Raw genomic sequence first — 16,171 nt, 5'->3', positions numbered from 1 at the left:
TTTCTACTGTTAAAATTTAAGTGTGCGAATATAATGAATTTTCGTGAATTTTTTATTAATTTTTGGTTAAAAATATTGGTTTTAAGTGAGTTAAGACGTGCTTTCTTTTCGGAAAAGATTTAATAGATAGAAAAATGTAAAACCAAAACTAATCGCTAACAAAGTGGCGAAAATAAAACTTCCCACTAAGTATTGTAACAAGTTGTGTTTTACCATTTCTAAATTCAATTCTTGATGAGAAAAATTGGTTTTCCCTTCCACGAAAAACGAACCGAAAAACATAGAAATCCCTATAATAAAGGGAATGAAAGGCGCTAAACTGATTTGAGAAAATACAAATGTAAGAAACTTATTCAGCTTAAAAACTGTTGCCAATGAAAGTGCTAAAACAGTATGAAATCCCCAAAAAGGAGAAACTCCAATAAAAATTCCTAAGGCGATAGAAAGCGCTTTACTTTTGTTGTTTCCATCACTTTCTAAGATATTTTCTTTGAAAAGTCTTTTAATACCTTTCCTGCGAAAATATCGATAGAATACTTTCTGACTTTTAATGGAATTTTGAATGAAGTTTTTCAATAAAATAAGATTTGTATTCTACAAAAATAATAGAATTTAGTGCAGTTGCACCTTTTGGAAATGTTAAATAAATGCTATTTATTTTTGATGTGATAATAAGCATTGTACACATAACATCCTACACAGAAATTGAAAAACGCTTCCAGACCTGCGCAAATCAGCAAAATTCCGCTTACAATAAGACTGTTGATTTCGAGAAGATTAAAAACCAACAAGGTCAATGAAAAAATAAAACCTACTTGTGCTGCAAATTGTTTCGGTGGGAAATAGATTGGTTTTTGTTCTAATTTAAGAATGTTTACTAATCTTTCGGCAATTAATCCTAAAATGCTCCATTTTCCGTATCCAGAACCTCTGAAAGCGAAATCTATCAATAGAAAAAGAGGAATCCAAATGGAATGAGTGGTGATGTATAAAATGGTTAAGATAAATACTAAAAATGCGGTTATTCTGATTTTGTTTTCTGTGGGCATAAATTTGTTTTGTTTTTTTATAAACCGACAGCAAAATTTGTGCTACTGCCGGTTTATTGGTATAAAAATTATTAGAAATTAAAATTAATTCTAGCAAAAACGTATCTTCCGTTTAGTCCAAATTGTGAGGTGGAACGAGAGTAGATAAACTGGTCGTTATTGGTAGAAGCGGTAAGGTTTTTGGTTGGATAAATGTCAAAAACATTGTTTACGCCAAGAGATAAACCTACATTTTTTGTAAATTGATAAGCCGCAGACACGTCTGTAATTACTTTATCTGCAATAGATTGGTGTTCTTGTGCGCCAATTGTTCCGTCACCGTTTACGTCTATTAAATCTGGAGATGTTACTTTTCCGTAATAGGTATTTCTTAGGTAGAAAGAAAAGTCTTTCCAAGAGATATTGTGAGATAATGTAGCTTTCACTCTTGGAGTAGCTTCTTCTAAATAAACCCTAACGTTTTCGGCGAAATATACTTTTTCTAAATCTGGAGATTGTAATAAACCGGAAGTGTGCGTTGCTCCAACTTTTTTAGTTTTGTTGAGGTTTATCGCAAAATTGTTATCAATTTTCACATTAGAGATTTTACTGTTTTGAGTAATTACAAAGTCTAAACCTTTGGTTTCAGTATCAATTGCATTTACAAAAAATTGAGTTGCATTTACCTGAGCTTCATCGTAAGCAGCTTTTGCAACGGCAGAAACAGCAGCTCTTGAAAATTGTCCAGTTAAAAGAATTCTGTCATCAATTCTTGTGAAATAACCATCTGCTGTAATGGTAAGGTTTGCCGAAGGAATTTTATAAGTAAAACCTACACTTGCTGATTTTGAAGTTTCTTGTTTAAGTTTTGGGATGCCAAGAAGATTTGCAATTTTTGAATCGTTGCTGAATGTTCCTACTTCCAAAAGTTGTCCGCTGGTGAACAAAGTAGAAGTTACATTGTAATAAATTTGATGAATAGAAGGCGCTCTGAAGCCTGTAGAACCTGCAAATCTAAAATTGAAATTGTCTGCAACTTTAATTCTTGAAGCTAATTTATAGTTAAATGTAGAGCCAAAATCTGAATAATTTTCATAACGAGCAGCTGCATCTGCCAAGAACCAATCTGTAATATTAAGCGCAAAATCTACATATCCAGCTACAGATTGTCTGTTTTTGCTTACGGCATTGTCTGGTCTGAAACCTCCGAAAACTTGTGAACCTCCAGGAAGTGTGTTTCCAAAAAAGTCTGTAGGTTTTTGGTTAGCTGCTGTAGTAGTTGTTTGTGGATTTCCGAAAATGTCATAAGCGGTATATGAAGCTTCTTCTCCCGCAGAAATTTTGAAATTTTCGTATCTGTGTTCTCCTCCGAATGCAACATTTAATCCAGAAAGAATGTCGTAATCTTTATTGAAATCTAAATTGATGGTGTTTTGAGTAAATCTTAAACCTCCAGCGTCAAATTCGTTAGGAGAAGCAAATCTAAGAGAAGTATTTCCTGTGTTTTTGATGGTGTAATCGAAAGAATTTTGTCCGAAAGTGTTGCTCAAGTCGATATTCCAACCTTTCCAATCGCCTTTAATTCCTGTAGAAAAAGAAATGTCTTGAATTTGAGTTCCAATTTGAGGAAGGTAGCCATTTGGATACAATCCTGTAAATGTTCTTGATTGGTTTGGTCTTCTGTAAAAACCTCCCGAAACACCGTTTCTGTAGCTATATCCTCCAAAAGTATAAACTTTCCAATGGTCGCTAACAGGAACTTCAATGTTTGCAAAAAGCTGATGGTTGTTTAGTTTAGATTGACCAATTTGCATGTTGAAATCTTTTCTAGTAAGACCTCTATAAGCTAATTCTTGGTCTGTGAAATTGGTAGTTAGTATTCCTTGAAGTGCCGAGATTGTGCTTGCATTTTGAATTTGACTTTGGTAAGCACTAGAAAAATAATTTACATTTTGTGCGTATTGATGAATGTAATTAATAATCTGCTGAGAATTTGGCGTGTTATTAATATTGCTGAAAAGAGATGAAAGATTTACTCCATTTTCTAAGGCACGTTGTTCTATTGCATTGTAAGCATTAAATAAATTTCCGCTTTCTGTTCCTGCTCTAGAAGTAGCATCTCTAAACTGAGAAGACCAAGTAATGTTATAGAAACCACCTTTTTCGCCTATTTTATTTCCGTAATTTAAATCTACCTGAATGTTTTGTCCGTCAAAATTTCCAGTATGGTCATTAGCTGTTGGAGTTAGATTTCCACCGTAAGTAAACTGTCCACTAAGTTTTCCTGTGTCTCTTTTTAAGCCTAAATTGATAACTCCAGCAATTGCATCAGAACCATATTGCGCAGAAGCTCCGTCTCTCAAAACTTCTAATCTGTCTATTGCAAAAGACGGGATAGCATTAAGGTCTTTTCCTACAGTTCCTCTTCCTGGTGTTCCGTTTACATTAATTAGAGCAGAAGAGTGTCTTCTTTTTCCGTTTACTAAAACCAGAACTTGGTCTGGTCCAAGACCTCTTAATTGAGCGGGATCTAAATGGTCTGTTCCATCTGCTGCTGTCTGCACTGTAGAAGTAAAAGACGGTGCAATGATATTAAGAATTTGATTAATATTTGATTGAGGAAGTATGATACTTTCTTTCTTTAAGTTGAATACATCTACAGGAACGGGGCTGTCTGTTTTTGACCTTACACCTCCTCTAGAACCTAACAAAACGGTCTCTTCGATGTTTTTTTCTTGTACAGAATCTTTCTTTTGTGCATTTGATAATGTAGGAATTCCTAATCCTGTAATTACCAATAATCCTAACAATTGTTGTTTTCTTTTCATATTTTAAAGTTTAATTTTTTTTTTGAACAAAAAAAGCCCTCAGAAAACTGAGGGCTCATTAATATATATTGTTAATAGAATTTCTACTTAATCAATCATAATGACGCAATTTATTGCCCTCTTATTTTGCATAATAGGAGAACAACAGCACATCATTGTTATAATGTTGATATAAGAATAGTTTGATATGATTTCGTTTGTTGTCATAAATCTTTGGCAAAACTATATCAAGTTTATTGGTTTTCCAAATTTTTGATGAAAAAATATCTTTTTTGTTGTGATAGATAAAATGAATATATCCGAAAAATTAGGTAAAATATGTCATAAAACAAGGAAAAATAATATTAAAAAATCTCGTTTAAAAAAAAGTTTCTACTTTTGCAAAAATTTTGTGTATGTCAAAAAATCTAGTAATCGTAGAGTCACCAGCAAAAGCGAAGACCATTCAAAAGTATTTAGGTAAAGATTTCGAGGTGAAATCCAGTTTCGGACACATTAGAGATTTGCCTAAAAAAGGAATGGGAATAGACTTAAAAACATTCACGCCAGATTACGAAGTTTCTGCTGATAAAAAGAAACTCGTAACAGAACTGAAAGCGGCAGTGAAAAAAGCAGAAATGGTTTGGTTGGCTTCCGATGAAGATCGTGAAGGTGAAGCAATTGCGTGGCATCTTGCTGATGAACTGAAACTAAAAGACGACAACACAAAACGAATTGTTTTCCACGAAATTACCAAAAATGCGATTCTAAAAGCCATTGAAAATCCTAGAAAAATTGATCAAAATCTCGTAAATGCGCAACAAGCAAGAAGGGTTCTGGATAGAATTGTAGGTTTTGAAATGTCGCCAGTTCTTTGGAAAAAAGTAAAAACCGGACTTTCAGCTGGTAGAGTTCAATCTGTTGCAGTGAGATTGGTGGTAGAAAGAGAGCAAGAAATTAGAAATTTTAAACCAACTTCATCATATAAAGTAGAAGGAGTTTTTACAAATGCTGAAAAACAAGATATTTCTGCAAAACTGAAAAAAGATTTCACTAAAGAAAACGAAGCGGAAGCATTTTTAGAAAAATCTCAAAATGTAGAATTTAAAGTCTTAAATGTAGAAACTAAACCAGGTTCTCGTTCTGCTTCTGCACCTTTTACCACTTCTACTTTGCAACAAGAAGCGAGTAATAGATTGGGTTACAACGTAACTTCTACGATGAGAATTGCGCAACGTCTTTACGAAGAAGGGTACATTACTTATATGAGAACCGATTCTGTGAATTTGTCTCAAGAAGCGATTAATTCTGCTAAAGATTTCATTGAAAAAGAATTCGGTGGAGCTTATTCTTCGCCAAGAAATTATACCACGAAATCTTCATCAGCACAAGAAGCGCACGAAGCGATTCGTCCGACTGATTTTTCTGTAAAATCGATTGATGATGTTCAATTGAATAAATTATATCAATTAATATATAAGAGAACTTTGGCGTCTCAAATGGCGAATGCAAAAATTGAAAAAACCGTCATTGAAATTGGGAATTCTGCTTTGCCAAGTCATTTCGAAGCGCAAGGTGAAGTAGTTGTTTTCGATGGTTTCCTAAAAGTCTATGGAATTTCAAAAACTGAAGAAGATGATGAGGAAAACAACGAAAAACTATTGCCAAAAGTAAATGTTGGCGAAGTTTTAAGCTATAAAAAAATTACAGCTACCGAAAAATTCACTAAACCAGCAGCAAGATATACGGAAGCTGCTTTGGTAAGAAAATTAGAAGAATTGGGAATTGGTAGACCTTCTACTTATGCACCAACGATTCAGACGATTCAGAATAGAGGATATGTAGATAAAAGAGAAATTCTTCCACAAGAAAGGGAAATTGTAAAACTTTCTCTAGGAAAATCTGGACTGAAAAAAGAAGTTTTGACGGAGAAATTCGGTGGAGATAAAAATAAATTCGTTCCTACAGATATTGGCGAAGTGGTGAATGAATTCTTAATCAATAATTTCAATGAAATTTTAGATTATGGTTTTACTGCAAAAGTAGAGCAAGATTTTGATGATATTGCCAATGGTTCAGAAAAATGGAAAGAAACACTGAAACATTTCTATGATAATTTCCATCCAAAAATAGAAGATGTAGAAGAACATGCAGATAGAGCTACTGGTGAGAGATTATTAGGTGTAGATCCTAAATCTGGCAAAAATGTTTACGCTAGAATGGGAAGATATGGTGCGATGATTCAAATTGGGGAAAATGATGATGAAGAGAAACCAACTTACGCTTCACTTTTGCCAACGCAAAATATCAATACCATCAGTTTTGAAGAAGCTTTAGAATTATTTAAAATTCCTTTTGATTTAAATGAATTCCAAGGAAAACCAGTTTCTGTTGGCGTAGGAAGATTCGGACCTTATGTAAAATGGGGAGATGCTTTTATTTCTATTGGAAGAGGAACAGATCCTTTTTCGGTAACTCAAGAAGTTGCAGAAAATTTCATCAAAGAAAAAATAGAAGCAGATGCGCCAATTGCCACTTATAAAGGTGAACCAGTAACGAAAGGAACGGGAAGATTTGGGCCATTTGTAAAATACAAAGATTTATATGTAAATGTTCCTAAGAAATATGATTTTGACAATCTTACTCAAGGAGATATTGAAGAACTTATTTCTGCAAAATTAGAGAAAGAAGCGAATCGTTATATTCAGCAATGGGAAAAAGAAAAAATTTCTATTGAAAACGGAAGATGGGGACCTTTCATCAAATTCGGAAAAGGAATGTTGAAAATTCCTAAAAAAGAAGACGGAATCAAGTATGAAGCAGAAGAATTGCAAACCGTCTCTTTGGATGAAGTAAAAAAATGGATTACCGACCAAGATAAAACAGCTTTTGCTGAAAAGAAAAAACCTGCTGCAAAGAAAACAGCAGCTAAAAAACCAGCAACGAAGAAAAAATAATTTTGTTTCACGCAATGTCGTAAAGGTTTTACGCAATGAGCGCAAAGATTTTTATAAAATATTATCAATAGGAGCGGACTTTAGTCCGCTTTTTTTGTGGAGAAACTATTTGGCTTTAGCAGAAATTAAAATTTTTAGTTGCAGAACTTATTTTGTAAGTTTGTAGTAAAGGTTTTTAAAAGAACCTAATCAGAAAACAGTAAATTCAAAAAATGAACATAGAAGACATTATCATTTCACCAAAAAAAATAGAAACTCGACCTTGGCAATTAGGAAGTTTGATTACGAATGAAATTCCAGAAAACGGAATTTTGTTGGTTTTTTGTAGCGATTACAGAGGCGGAAAAGGAAATGCAGTTGCCAAAAATTTTGATACAGTAAGAGACGAATTTTACAAACTTTCGAAATTTGATTTTGAAATTCCTATTTGTGATTTGGGAGATCTCATTTCTGGGAAATCTCTTCAAGATACGCACTATATTTTGCAGGAAGTTCTATCATCTTGTTTGTATAAAAATACAGTTCCGATTGTTGTAGGTGGAGGAAATGATTTGTCTATTGCAATGATTTATGCGCTTAATTTTCATCAAAAAAACATTAGATATACTCAAATTAATAATAAAATTGACCTTTCCAATGAAGGCGATGAGATTTCAGAAAAGAACTTTTTGCAGAAAATTTTCAACTCTAAATTGTTGAGCCTTAAAGATTATCATCATCTCGGTTATCAGAAGCATTTGAACGAAATCGATGCGGTGAAATTGATGAAAAGTGTAGAGTTTGATGTCATTAGACTAGCCGAAATGATGGGAAATACCGATAGAATAGAACCGTTTTTCCGTAGAGCAGATTTGGTAACGCTGAATTGTGATGCGGTGGAAAGTTTTGCAGAACCTTTTTCGGTAAATCCTCAAATTAATGGTTTGAACAGAAGGGAAATTTGTGCCGTGATGAAAGAAATTGGCTTAGGTGAAAATCTGAAATTGGCGGGAATTTTTAATTTCAATGCAGATGCGGAAAATATATTGAATCATCAATTGTTGGCACAAATGCTTTGGTATTTATTGGAAGGAATTGATATTCAAAAAACGCATCCAAAAGAACGTCATTACGATACTTTTTGGGTGTTGATAGATGATCAGGAATTTGCTTTCAAAAGAGACAGTTTTACGGGATTGTGGTATTTTGGAAGTGATGAGAATATTCAAAAATGTGTTCCTTGTTCACAGTATGAGTATGATTTGGCAAAGAATGGAGTTTTGAGTGAGAGACTTTTAAGAGTTTAAGAATCTCTCGCAGATTGAGCTGATTTGGCTGATTTTTTAAAAAATATTTATCTGCTATACCTGTAAAATCAGCGAGAAAAAATAAAAAAATGAAAATATCCGTAATCGTTCCGATTTATAATGTTGAAAATTACCTAGAGAAATGTCTCAATTCTCTAGTGAATCAGACTTTGCAGGAAATAGAAATTTTAGTCATCAATGACGGAAGTACGGATGATTCTCAAAAAATTATAGAGGATTTTCAAAATAAATTTCCTCAAAAAATAAAAACTTTTGCAAAGGAAAACGGAGGTTTAAGCGATGCGCGAAATTATGGAATAGACAGAGCAACTGGTGAATTTCTTGCTTTTGTAGATTCAGATGATTATGTTTCGGTAACAATGATGGAAGAAATGTATGGTTTAGCAAAAAAAAACGAAGCCGAAATTGTAATTTGTAATCTCCAAAAAGTTGACGAAAACGGAATCGTGACTCAAAAACTCACGCAAATCCCGAATTTGCCTGAAAAAGTTGACTTAGAAAAGCATTTTTCAGTGTTTTCGGATATTTCTTATTTTGCTTGTAATAAAGTTTTCAAACGAGAACTTTTTGAAGGGAAAAGATTTCAAAAAGGAATGCATTTCGAGGATATCGAATTGATTCCGCAAATTCTGCTTCAATGTAAAACTTTGGCAAAAACAGATGCGTTTCATTATCAATATTTAGAAAGAAGCAATTCTATCTCGAAATCTCACACGGAAAGAGGTTTGGATATTATAAAAGCTGTGAAAAATGTAGAAATTGCATTTGAAAATTCAAAATATTCACACAAGAAAACAGAACTGAAAAACTTTCAAATTTTAGAAGGTGTTTATACTTTTTTGGCGTATCTCGCTTTCGTAAAAGAGGATGAGGTGTACCAAAAAATGTCTTCGGAATTGAAAAAGTTCATTAAAGAAAGGAAAATTTCAACTTTTGAAATTTTGAAATATCAAAGATTTGGAAAAAACTATTTGCTTTCGCTTCCTCTGAAAAAACAGGTGTATTACTTTCTGTATTTCTTCGGTTTTGAAAAATTAATTAGAAAAATGATTTGAAAAACATGCAAAGTCGCAAAATGAGTTTTTGAAATTTTACATTTTTAGGTCGCAAAGATTTTAACTTCGTTAAAATAAAAATTAATCCATTTTTGTTTCTTCCTCAAAATTCATTTGAGAGAGCAGAATTATTCCGATAATGATAGGAATGAAAAGTCTGATTTCCCAAAGAATCCCAACCATTAAAATCATTAATAAATAAGGCGAACAAAGAAGCAAGAAGGCTGAAATTTTGCTAATGTTTTGTTGTGAACTGCTTATTTTTTGAGTCCATCTGATGAAAATAATGAAGAATAGGATGCCTAAAATATTATTGGGTTTGGTAAGATTTTGCACCAAATAAATACCTTCACTTACGGTTGCTTCGTCTGTTTTCATGAAAATTCTCACCGAAATATAAGCCAACAAAAAAGCAAAAACGGGTAATGCAATGATTCTGGTGAATTTCTGTAATTTTTCTTTTTTCAATATTTCTTTGTTTAGAAATAAAGCGCCTAAAAAAGCGATATTCAAGCTAGAAGTTTCTCTATTTAAGGTAGAAATAAAAATGAGTGCTGAAATGATAATGAGTTGTTGCGGTTTTCTTTCTTCGAAATATTTCAGTGTGAAAAATACGGTAATTGCAAATAAAAATAGAGCTGGACTGTCATAAGGTGTTAAAACGTAGCTGGTAACACTAATCAACAATAAAATAAAGGTGTGAATTATAATTTTGACTACTTCTGAAGTATTAGCAAATGTTTTCAGTGCGAAAATTTTGCTCAAACACCATGAAGTAAGCACAAGAAAAAAAGCATTGAAAAGGAAAAAACTATGATAAAAGAGAGTTCCGTACTGTAGTGCATATTCTTTTATAGGAGGATTTAGGTTAGTAAAAACGGCATTAAATTGTTCAAAAAACCAAACCAAAGCATCTCTGGAGATAAATCTAAAATTGTAAACATTGCTGTAGTAATAATCTGGCAGTTTTTCTAATGTTGAATAAGGAAAATAAGCAGAATTAAAGCCATAGAACACCATCGTCAAAAGGACTATTGGTAGCAATAAATTTATCAGGAGTTTATCAGAGATTTTCTGCATCAGCAAATTATTTGATAACAAATTTAATTTTTTTCGCTGAATAATGGAATTAATAAAGCAATAGTTTACCTAACGATTAAAAAAATTATATATTTGTATATTGTTGAGATAGCTACAGGAAATGGTTTTTTTACACCCTGCATTTACTTTATTATTTATTTTTCTTTTTTTTGCTTCTTTATTAGAACTTTTCCAATATAAGAAAAAGACTCCCGTGTTTACTATAATTGCGGGAGTGGTGCTTATTATTTTAGCAGGATTTAGATATTATGTAGGAGCAGATTATCCCGCTTACAAAAATTTATTCGTAGGTTTTTCTATTTACACAGACTATTCAGATGTCTTTAATAAAGCAATCTTTAAAAAATCGGCAGAAGAGATAGAATGGATTTTTGTATTGATTAATAAAATCATTTTTGATTTAGGAATGCCCTTTTACATCGTGACTTTTGTGATGGCGCTTATTACTATAAGTCTTAAACTTTCTACCATTTATAAATTCTCTCCGCTTCCTGCTTTGTCTACGTTGTTTTATTTTATGCCAGTATTTTTTTTCGAGGATTCTGGACAGATGAGACAAGGGGTAGGAATTGCCATCTGCGTTTACTCTTTTCGGTATATTGTAGAGCGAAACTTAATGATGTTTTTGCTTTGCATTTATTTAGCATTAGGATTTCATAAGACTTCTATCGTTTTTTTACCTGCGTTTTGGCTTGTGAAAATTCCTATGAATAGTCAGAGGATATTGTGGGCATTGGTGATTTGTTTATTGCTTTCACCACTAGAACCGTATAAACTTTTTGGAGATATGTTCACTTCGCTTCTACCTCAAGATGTTTCAGGAGGTTATGATGCGTATGTGAATGATAGTCAGTTTGGTGGAGATTTAGAATATGGGATTACAGATATTGTAAAAATTTTCTTTATCATTACTTTACTGATTTTTGAGAAAGAAGGTTCTAAAAAGATAGCTTATTTTGAATATATGAGGAATTTAGCTGTTTTTGGTTTATGTATGTACTATCTTTTTAGAGGGACTAGAATTTTTGCAATTAGATTACCGGGAGTTTACATGTTCTTCTTGACTATGTTTGTGATACCTAGTTTAATTTACGCAGTAGAAGATAGAGTGAAAAAAGTTTTGATATCAGGATATTTGTTATACCTTTCTTTAATGTATTTCAATTTTGCTAAATCTAATGGAGAAGCAGGGAATTTCACACCAAGTAAATATCAGAATATACTTTGGAAATAAAATTTGAACAAAGAGAAAAGTTATGGATAAAATAGATGCTTTTTTTCAGACAATAAATTTTCCAGGTTTTTATTTAAAGGTGATACTCTCTTTTATCACTTCGCTTCTGATTACGTATTATTCTATTCCTACCATTATAAAAATTTCTAGAAGAAAAAACTTGATGGATGAACCAGGGCAAAGAAGTTCCCACGAAAGAAAAATTCCTAATTTAGGAGGGATAGCTCTATTTTTTGCCATTTCTGTAAGCGCTTCTATTTATGCATATCAATTGTTTGATTTGTATAAATTTTTGTTTGCTTCATTGGTTATTTTGTTATACATCGGGGTGATGGATGATATAGTAGTGATGAGGGCTTATAAAAAATTAGTAGCACAATTAGTGGTTTCTGCTATGTTGGTTATAGGTTCAGATGTAAGAATAAGGAATCTTTTTGGAGTTTTTGGCGTTTATGAACTCAATTATTTTTTGAGTGTGGTCTTTAGTATTATTACGTTTATTATTTTGGTGAATGCATTTAATTTGATTGATGGAATAGATGGTTTAGCCGGCAGTTATGGATTGATTTGTTTTGGACTTTTTGGGATTAGTTACTACCGATTAGGAGAATATAATTATCCGTTGGTGATTTTGTCTACTACAATCATGGGAAGTATAATTGGATTTTTATCTTATAATTTATCAGACCGGACCAAGAAAATTTTTATGGGAGATACCGGTTCTATGGTTTTAGGGTTTCTGCTAACTTTTACGGCGATTTGTTTTATTGATATTTTTATCGCAAAAAGAGGTCCAGGTGTAGTTTATTATCATTTAAATTCAGCGCCGGTGATTGCTGTTGCGATTTTAATTTTGCCAATAATTGATACTTTAAACGTTATCATTATAAGATTAGCGGAAAAGCGTTCACCTTTCGAAGCAGACAAAAATCACATACATCATAAATTACTGAGAATGGGATTATCTCATAAAAGAGCTACTTTTTATATTATTTCTTACTATCTTTTCATTGTTTTAGTAGCTTATTTTTTGAGACATATGGAAAATAATTCTCTTTTAGTTCTTATCATTGGTTTAGGTTTTTTAGGAGCTTATTTGCCTGATATCTTCATGAGGAAAAAAATTAAGAATTAAGTGTTACTTTTGTTAAAAATAAAAATTAATGATGAAGAAATTTAACCTGCTCATTTTATTCATGTTTCTTATCGTTACTTCTTGTATCAATGTACAAGATGTAAGGTACTTACAGCCCAATGAAAATCTTGTTCTTAATTCTGAAGGACTTATTTCTTATGATAATATGCCCAAATACAGAGTGACAAGACATGATATTCTGAAACTGAACATCATTACTACTTCAAAAGGAGATGCTGCACAATTTTACTCTAGTCTGCATGCTCAGCAAGGTGGAGCAACTTCTGGTAGTGGTTCTAATAATTCTTCAGGAGGCGGTAATGGTTCTAGTTTTTATTTTAATGGATTGAGATTAGATGATCAAGGCGAAGTTTATATTCTAGGAATTGGCAAAATAAAAGCAGAAGGTAGAACTTTAGATGAAATTGCAAATGATATTCAAAATAAAGTAAACGAAAACTTTTTGCCAGAAAAATCAGAAGCAAGACTTTTTTTAGAAGGCATTAAATATACATTTCTTTACGATATGCAGGGAAGGTCGCTCCAAAAAACTGCAACAGATGTATCTGTTAATATTTTAGAAGCTATAGCAGAAAATGGAGGTTTAGACAGAAGTGTAGACAGAAAAAATGTAATCATTTATAGAAAATTTCCTGAAGGTATAAAAAAAGCTCAAATTGATTTAACCAGAGAAGATTTACAAAACTCACCTTACTTTTGGTTGCAAAATGGAGATTTGGTAGTCTTTAATACTAGAGCGAAGAGTTTTTATGGCTTTGGTAAAGAGCCTCTACAAACGCTTACTACTGGAGTTTCTATACTTACTACAGCTCTTTCGATTTATTTATTGATAACTAAAATATAATTGATGATTCCTGAAAAAAACATAAATGAAAGTAATAATCCGGAAAAAGAAAAAGTAGGAACTTTTGATTTCTTTAATTTTGAGCACTTTCTTAGCAGAATAATTAAAAACTGGTATTGGTTTTTAATTTTAGGATTTTTAGGATACGTTACCGCATATATTTACAATAAATATTATGCGCAGAGAGTTTATGCTTCTAGTACTACCGTAAGTATTTCCAATAATTCTTCTAGCTATTTCACTCCTAATCAGTCTATTAACTTTATTTGGGGAAATAGTTCTAATCAAGAAGGCTTATTTCTTAAAAAGCTTCTTACTTCTAGATCTCACAATGAATATTTAGCCCAAAAACTAGATTTATTTGTAAATTACAGTACCAAAGGAAGACTTAAAAGTACTTATGTAGACAAAGACGATTCGCCAGTTTTTTTAGTGATAGATAAAAATCATCCACAGGTTGTAAATCAAGAAATAACACTTATTCCTAAATCTTCAGGAAAATATGAAGTGGTTTTACCAGAAGAATTCTCTGTGAATCATCTTTATGATTATAATGCGGAGGAATTTAGAAGAACTTTAAATTTTAAAAGAGTTCCTAATAAAATTATTGGTATAAATGAATGGTATGAAACGCCATTCCTTAAATTCAAATTGGTAAAAAATAATCAACCTCTTGAAATAGATTTACAGAATATTGTAATTAATCTCAGAACCATCGACCAAACGGTAAATGAAATTAAATCTACGCTTTCCATTGAATTTGACGAAGAACTGAGTACCATGATGATTATTTCTAAAAAAGGATATAATCTTAACAGTACCGTAAATTTTCTCAATAGAAGTGTAGAAGAACTCATCGAAAAAAGGAAAAGAGATAAAAGCATTGTAGAAAAAAATACCGTAGAATTTATCAAGGAAAATTTAGATAAAGCCAAAATAAAACTAGATTCTAGTTCTGCCAGATTGAATACAATAAAAGTTCAAGAAAAACTAACCGATGAAAAAGGAGATGTTTCTGGTATTTTGCAAAATATCAATACTTTAGAACAAAAAAGAGCGGAAATTCTTACTAAAGTTAATGCGCTAAATGCTGTAAGAAACTCTGTCGGGAAAAATCTTGATAATATTATCAATTTAAATGCAGCCGGTGTAGAAGATGGTACTTTTAACGCTTCTGTTGCAGAGCTTAAAACACTTTACGCAAAAAGAGCAGAACTTTCTACCATTTACACACCGCAATCAGAACCTATAAAAGAAATTAATCGATTAATTAATGAGGCGAGAGGAAATTCTTATAAACATCTCAACAGATATTATGGAGTTTATGATGCGGAATTGGCTACGCTTAATAATCAGATTACAAAATATGAAATGGAATTGGGTTCTCTTCCATATAAACAACAAAAATTTGTAGATGCACAAAGAGGTTTCACCGTAAATGAAACAACTTATAGTACACTTCTAGAAAAACTTTCTGAAGCAGAACTGAGACTGAAAACCAATACCTCTGATATTACAGTTATTGACAAAGCTAAAAATCTAGGACAAGCACCTATTTCTCCTAATATTGCGTTCATTAGGAATATTCTTTTGTTAGGATTTTTATTAATTCCTTTATTGATTCTGCTCATTTCTGAGTTATTAGACAATAAAGTAAGAGTGATTAAAGAAATCGTAAATGCAACTAAAATTCCACTTTTAGGAGTTATTGGTAAAAATAATCACGAGAATAATTTAAGTGTTTTAGAAAAACCAAAATCTTCAGTTTCTGAAGCATTTAGAGGAGTGAGAGCCAATCTTAGGTTTTTATATAACGAAGACGGTAAGAGTAAAGTTCTGTTGGTGACTTCTTCCGTTGGTGGTGAGGGAAAAACTTATGTTTCTATCAACATTGCTTCTGTTTTAGGATTAAGTGGTAAAAAAACCATTTTATTAGGAATGGACCTTAGAAAACCGAAGATTTTTGGAGATTTCAAAGTAGATAATAAGATAGGAATTTCTAATTATCTTACTGGCGAAGTAAAAATGGAGCAAATCATCAACAAGACCAGAATTCCAGATTTAGATGTAATCACTTCTGGACCTATTCCACCAAATCCTTCAGAATTATTGATGAGTGAGAGAAATCACCAATTTATAGAAGAATTGAAGAAAATTTATGATTTTGTGATTATAGATTCTCCACCAGTTGGTTTAGTAGCAGATTCTTTTGAACTGATGAAGTATAGTGATGCTAATGTTTATGTAGTAAGACATGAGTATACCGAAAAATACATGCTTAAAATGGTAACCGAAAAGTATCATAACAATGAAATTAAACATCTAGGATTAATTTATAATGATTTCGAGATGGATAAAGGTTACGGGTATGGTTACGGATACGGCTATGGATACGGATATGGATATGGTTACGGCTATTTTGATGAAGATGCTAATTATGAAGAGCCTACCTTGATAAAATTTAGAAATAAATTAAAGAAAATACTGAAGATTAAATAATATCTCTCCCTCTTTTTTGAGGGAGTTTTTTTAACATAAAACAATATTTAAAACACATTTGGGTTTTAAATAAAAATATTTAAATAAAATTTATACTTTAAGTGGTAATATTTAACTAAACATTAAGATAAGTCTTAATGTAAAAATGTTTTATATTTGCAGATTATTAAGCCGCTGAAGTTG

11 protein-coding genes are annotated in these 16,171 nt (G+C 31.9%); 7 read left to right on the top strand and 4 right to left on the bottom strand.

Annotated elements, in window-relative coordinates:
- Nucleotides 1-90 precede the first annotated feature (90 nt).
- The 3 genes from EB819_RS09960 to EB819_RS09950 all read right to left on the bottom strand — a co-directional run bounded on the left by EB819_RS09960 (nt 91) and on the right by EB819_RS09950 (nt 3,856).
- The gene (locus tag EB819_RS09960) at nt 91-576 is read right to left on the bottom strand and encodes a DUF2062 domain-containing protein (RefSeq protein WP_069800234.1); all 486 of its coding nucleotides are present in this window, start codon (nt 574-576) and stop codon (nt 91-93) included.
- A gap of 74 nt (nt 577-650) precedes the next feature.
- Nucleotides 651-1,049 carry a DUF4395 domain-containing protein gene (locus EB819_RS09955; RefSeq protein ID WP_069800232.1) on the bottom strand — a complete coding sequence of 133 codons (399 nt, stop codon included), beginning with the start codon at nt 1,047-1,049 and terminating at the stop codon, nt 651-653.
- A 71-nt stretch (nt 1,050-1,120) separates the two neighbouring features.
- On the bottom strand, nt 1,121-3,856 hold the full coding sequence (locus tag EB819_RS09950; protein ID WP_069800230.1) for a TonB-dependent receptor plug domain-containing protein: 2,736 nt from the start codon (nt 3,854-3,856) through the stop codon (nt 1,121-1,123).
- A 395-nt stretch (nt 3,857-4,251) separates the two neighbouring features.
- On the opposite strand from EB819_RS09950, the gene topA reads away from it, so the two are divergent.
- The 3 genes from topA (at nt 4,252) to EB819_RS09935 (ending at nt 9,154) form a co-directional block, all read left to right on the top strand.
- Nucleotides 4,252-6,792: a type I DNA topoisomerase gene (gene topA, locus EB819_RS09945; RefSeq protein ID WP_069800228.1), complete on the top strand. Its 2,541-nt coding sequence runs from the start codon at nt 4,252-4,254 to the stop codon at nt 6,790-6,792.
- Nucleotides 6,793-7,004: 212 nt separating this feature from the next.
- Nucleotides 7,005-8,078: an arginase family protein gene (locus tag EB819_RS09940; protein ID WP_069800226.1), complete on the top strand. Its 1,074-nt coding sequence runs from the start codon at nt 7,005-7,007 to the stop codon at nt 8,076-8,078.
- A gap of 89 nt (nt 8,079-8,167) precedes the next feature.
- Complete coding sequence (locus tag EB819_RS09935; protein WP_069800224.1) at nt 8,168-9,154, top strand: glycosyltransferase family 2 protein; 987 nt, start codon at nt 8,168-8,170, stop codon at nt 9,152-9,154.
- 81 nt (nt 9,155-9,235) lie between these two features.
- On the opposite strand, the gene EB819_RS09930 is transcribed toward EB819_RS09935, so the two are convergent.
- On the bottom strand, nt 9,236-10,234 hold the full coding sequence (locus EB819_RS09930; RefSeq protein WP_124878750.1) for a hypothetical protein: 999 nt from the start codon (nt 10,232-10,234) through the stop codon (nt 9,236-9,238).
- Between the two features lie 214 nt (nt 10,235-10,448).
- Here EB819_RS09930 and EB819_RS09925 point away from each other — a divergent pair, with 214 nt between their 5' ends.
- The 4 genes from EB819_RS09925 to EB819_RS09910 all read left to right on the top strand — a co-directional run bounded on the left by EB819_RS09925 (nt 10,449) and on the right by EB819_RS09910 (nt 15,988).
- A complete protein-coding gene (locus EB819_RS09925) occupies nt 10,449-11,489 on the top strand; it encodes an EpsG family protein (RefSeq protein ID WP_158005964.1) in 1,041 nt (346 codons plus the stop codon).
- Between the two features lie 79 nt (nt 11,490-11,568).
- Complete coding sequence (locus tag EB819_RS09920; RefSeq protein ID WP_394337959.1) at nt 11,569-12,624, top strand: glycosyltransferase family 4 protein; 1,056 nt, start codon at nt 11,569-11,571, stop codon at nt 12,622-12,624.
- Between the two features lie 28 nt (nt 12,625-12,652).
- A complete protein-coding gene (locus EB819_RS09915) occupies nt 12,653-13,489 on the top strand; it encodes a polysaccharide biosynthesis/export family protein (RefSeq protein ID WP_317126159.1) in 837 nt (278 codons plus the stop codon).
- A 3-nt stretch (nt 13,490-13,492) separates the two neighbouring features.
- Nucleotides 13,493-15,988: an exopolysaccharide transport family protein gene (locus EB819_RS09910; protein ID WP_069800209.1), complete on the top strand. Its 2,496-nt coding sequence runs from the start codon at nt 13,493-13,495 to the stop codon at nt 15,986-15,988.
- Nucleotides 15,989-16,171: the final 183 nt, after the last annotated feature.

It is taken from the genome of Cloacibacterium normanense, from assembly GCF_003860565.1.
In the GTDB taxonomy this organism is placed as follows: Bacteria; Bacteroidota; Bacteroidia; order Flavobacteriales; family Weeksellaceae; genus Cloacibacterium; species Cloacibacterium normanense.
This window is presented reverse-complemented; position numbering and strand designations above follow the sequence as displayed.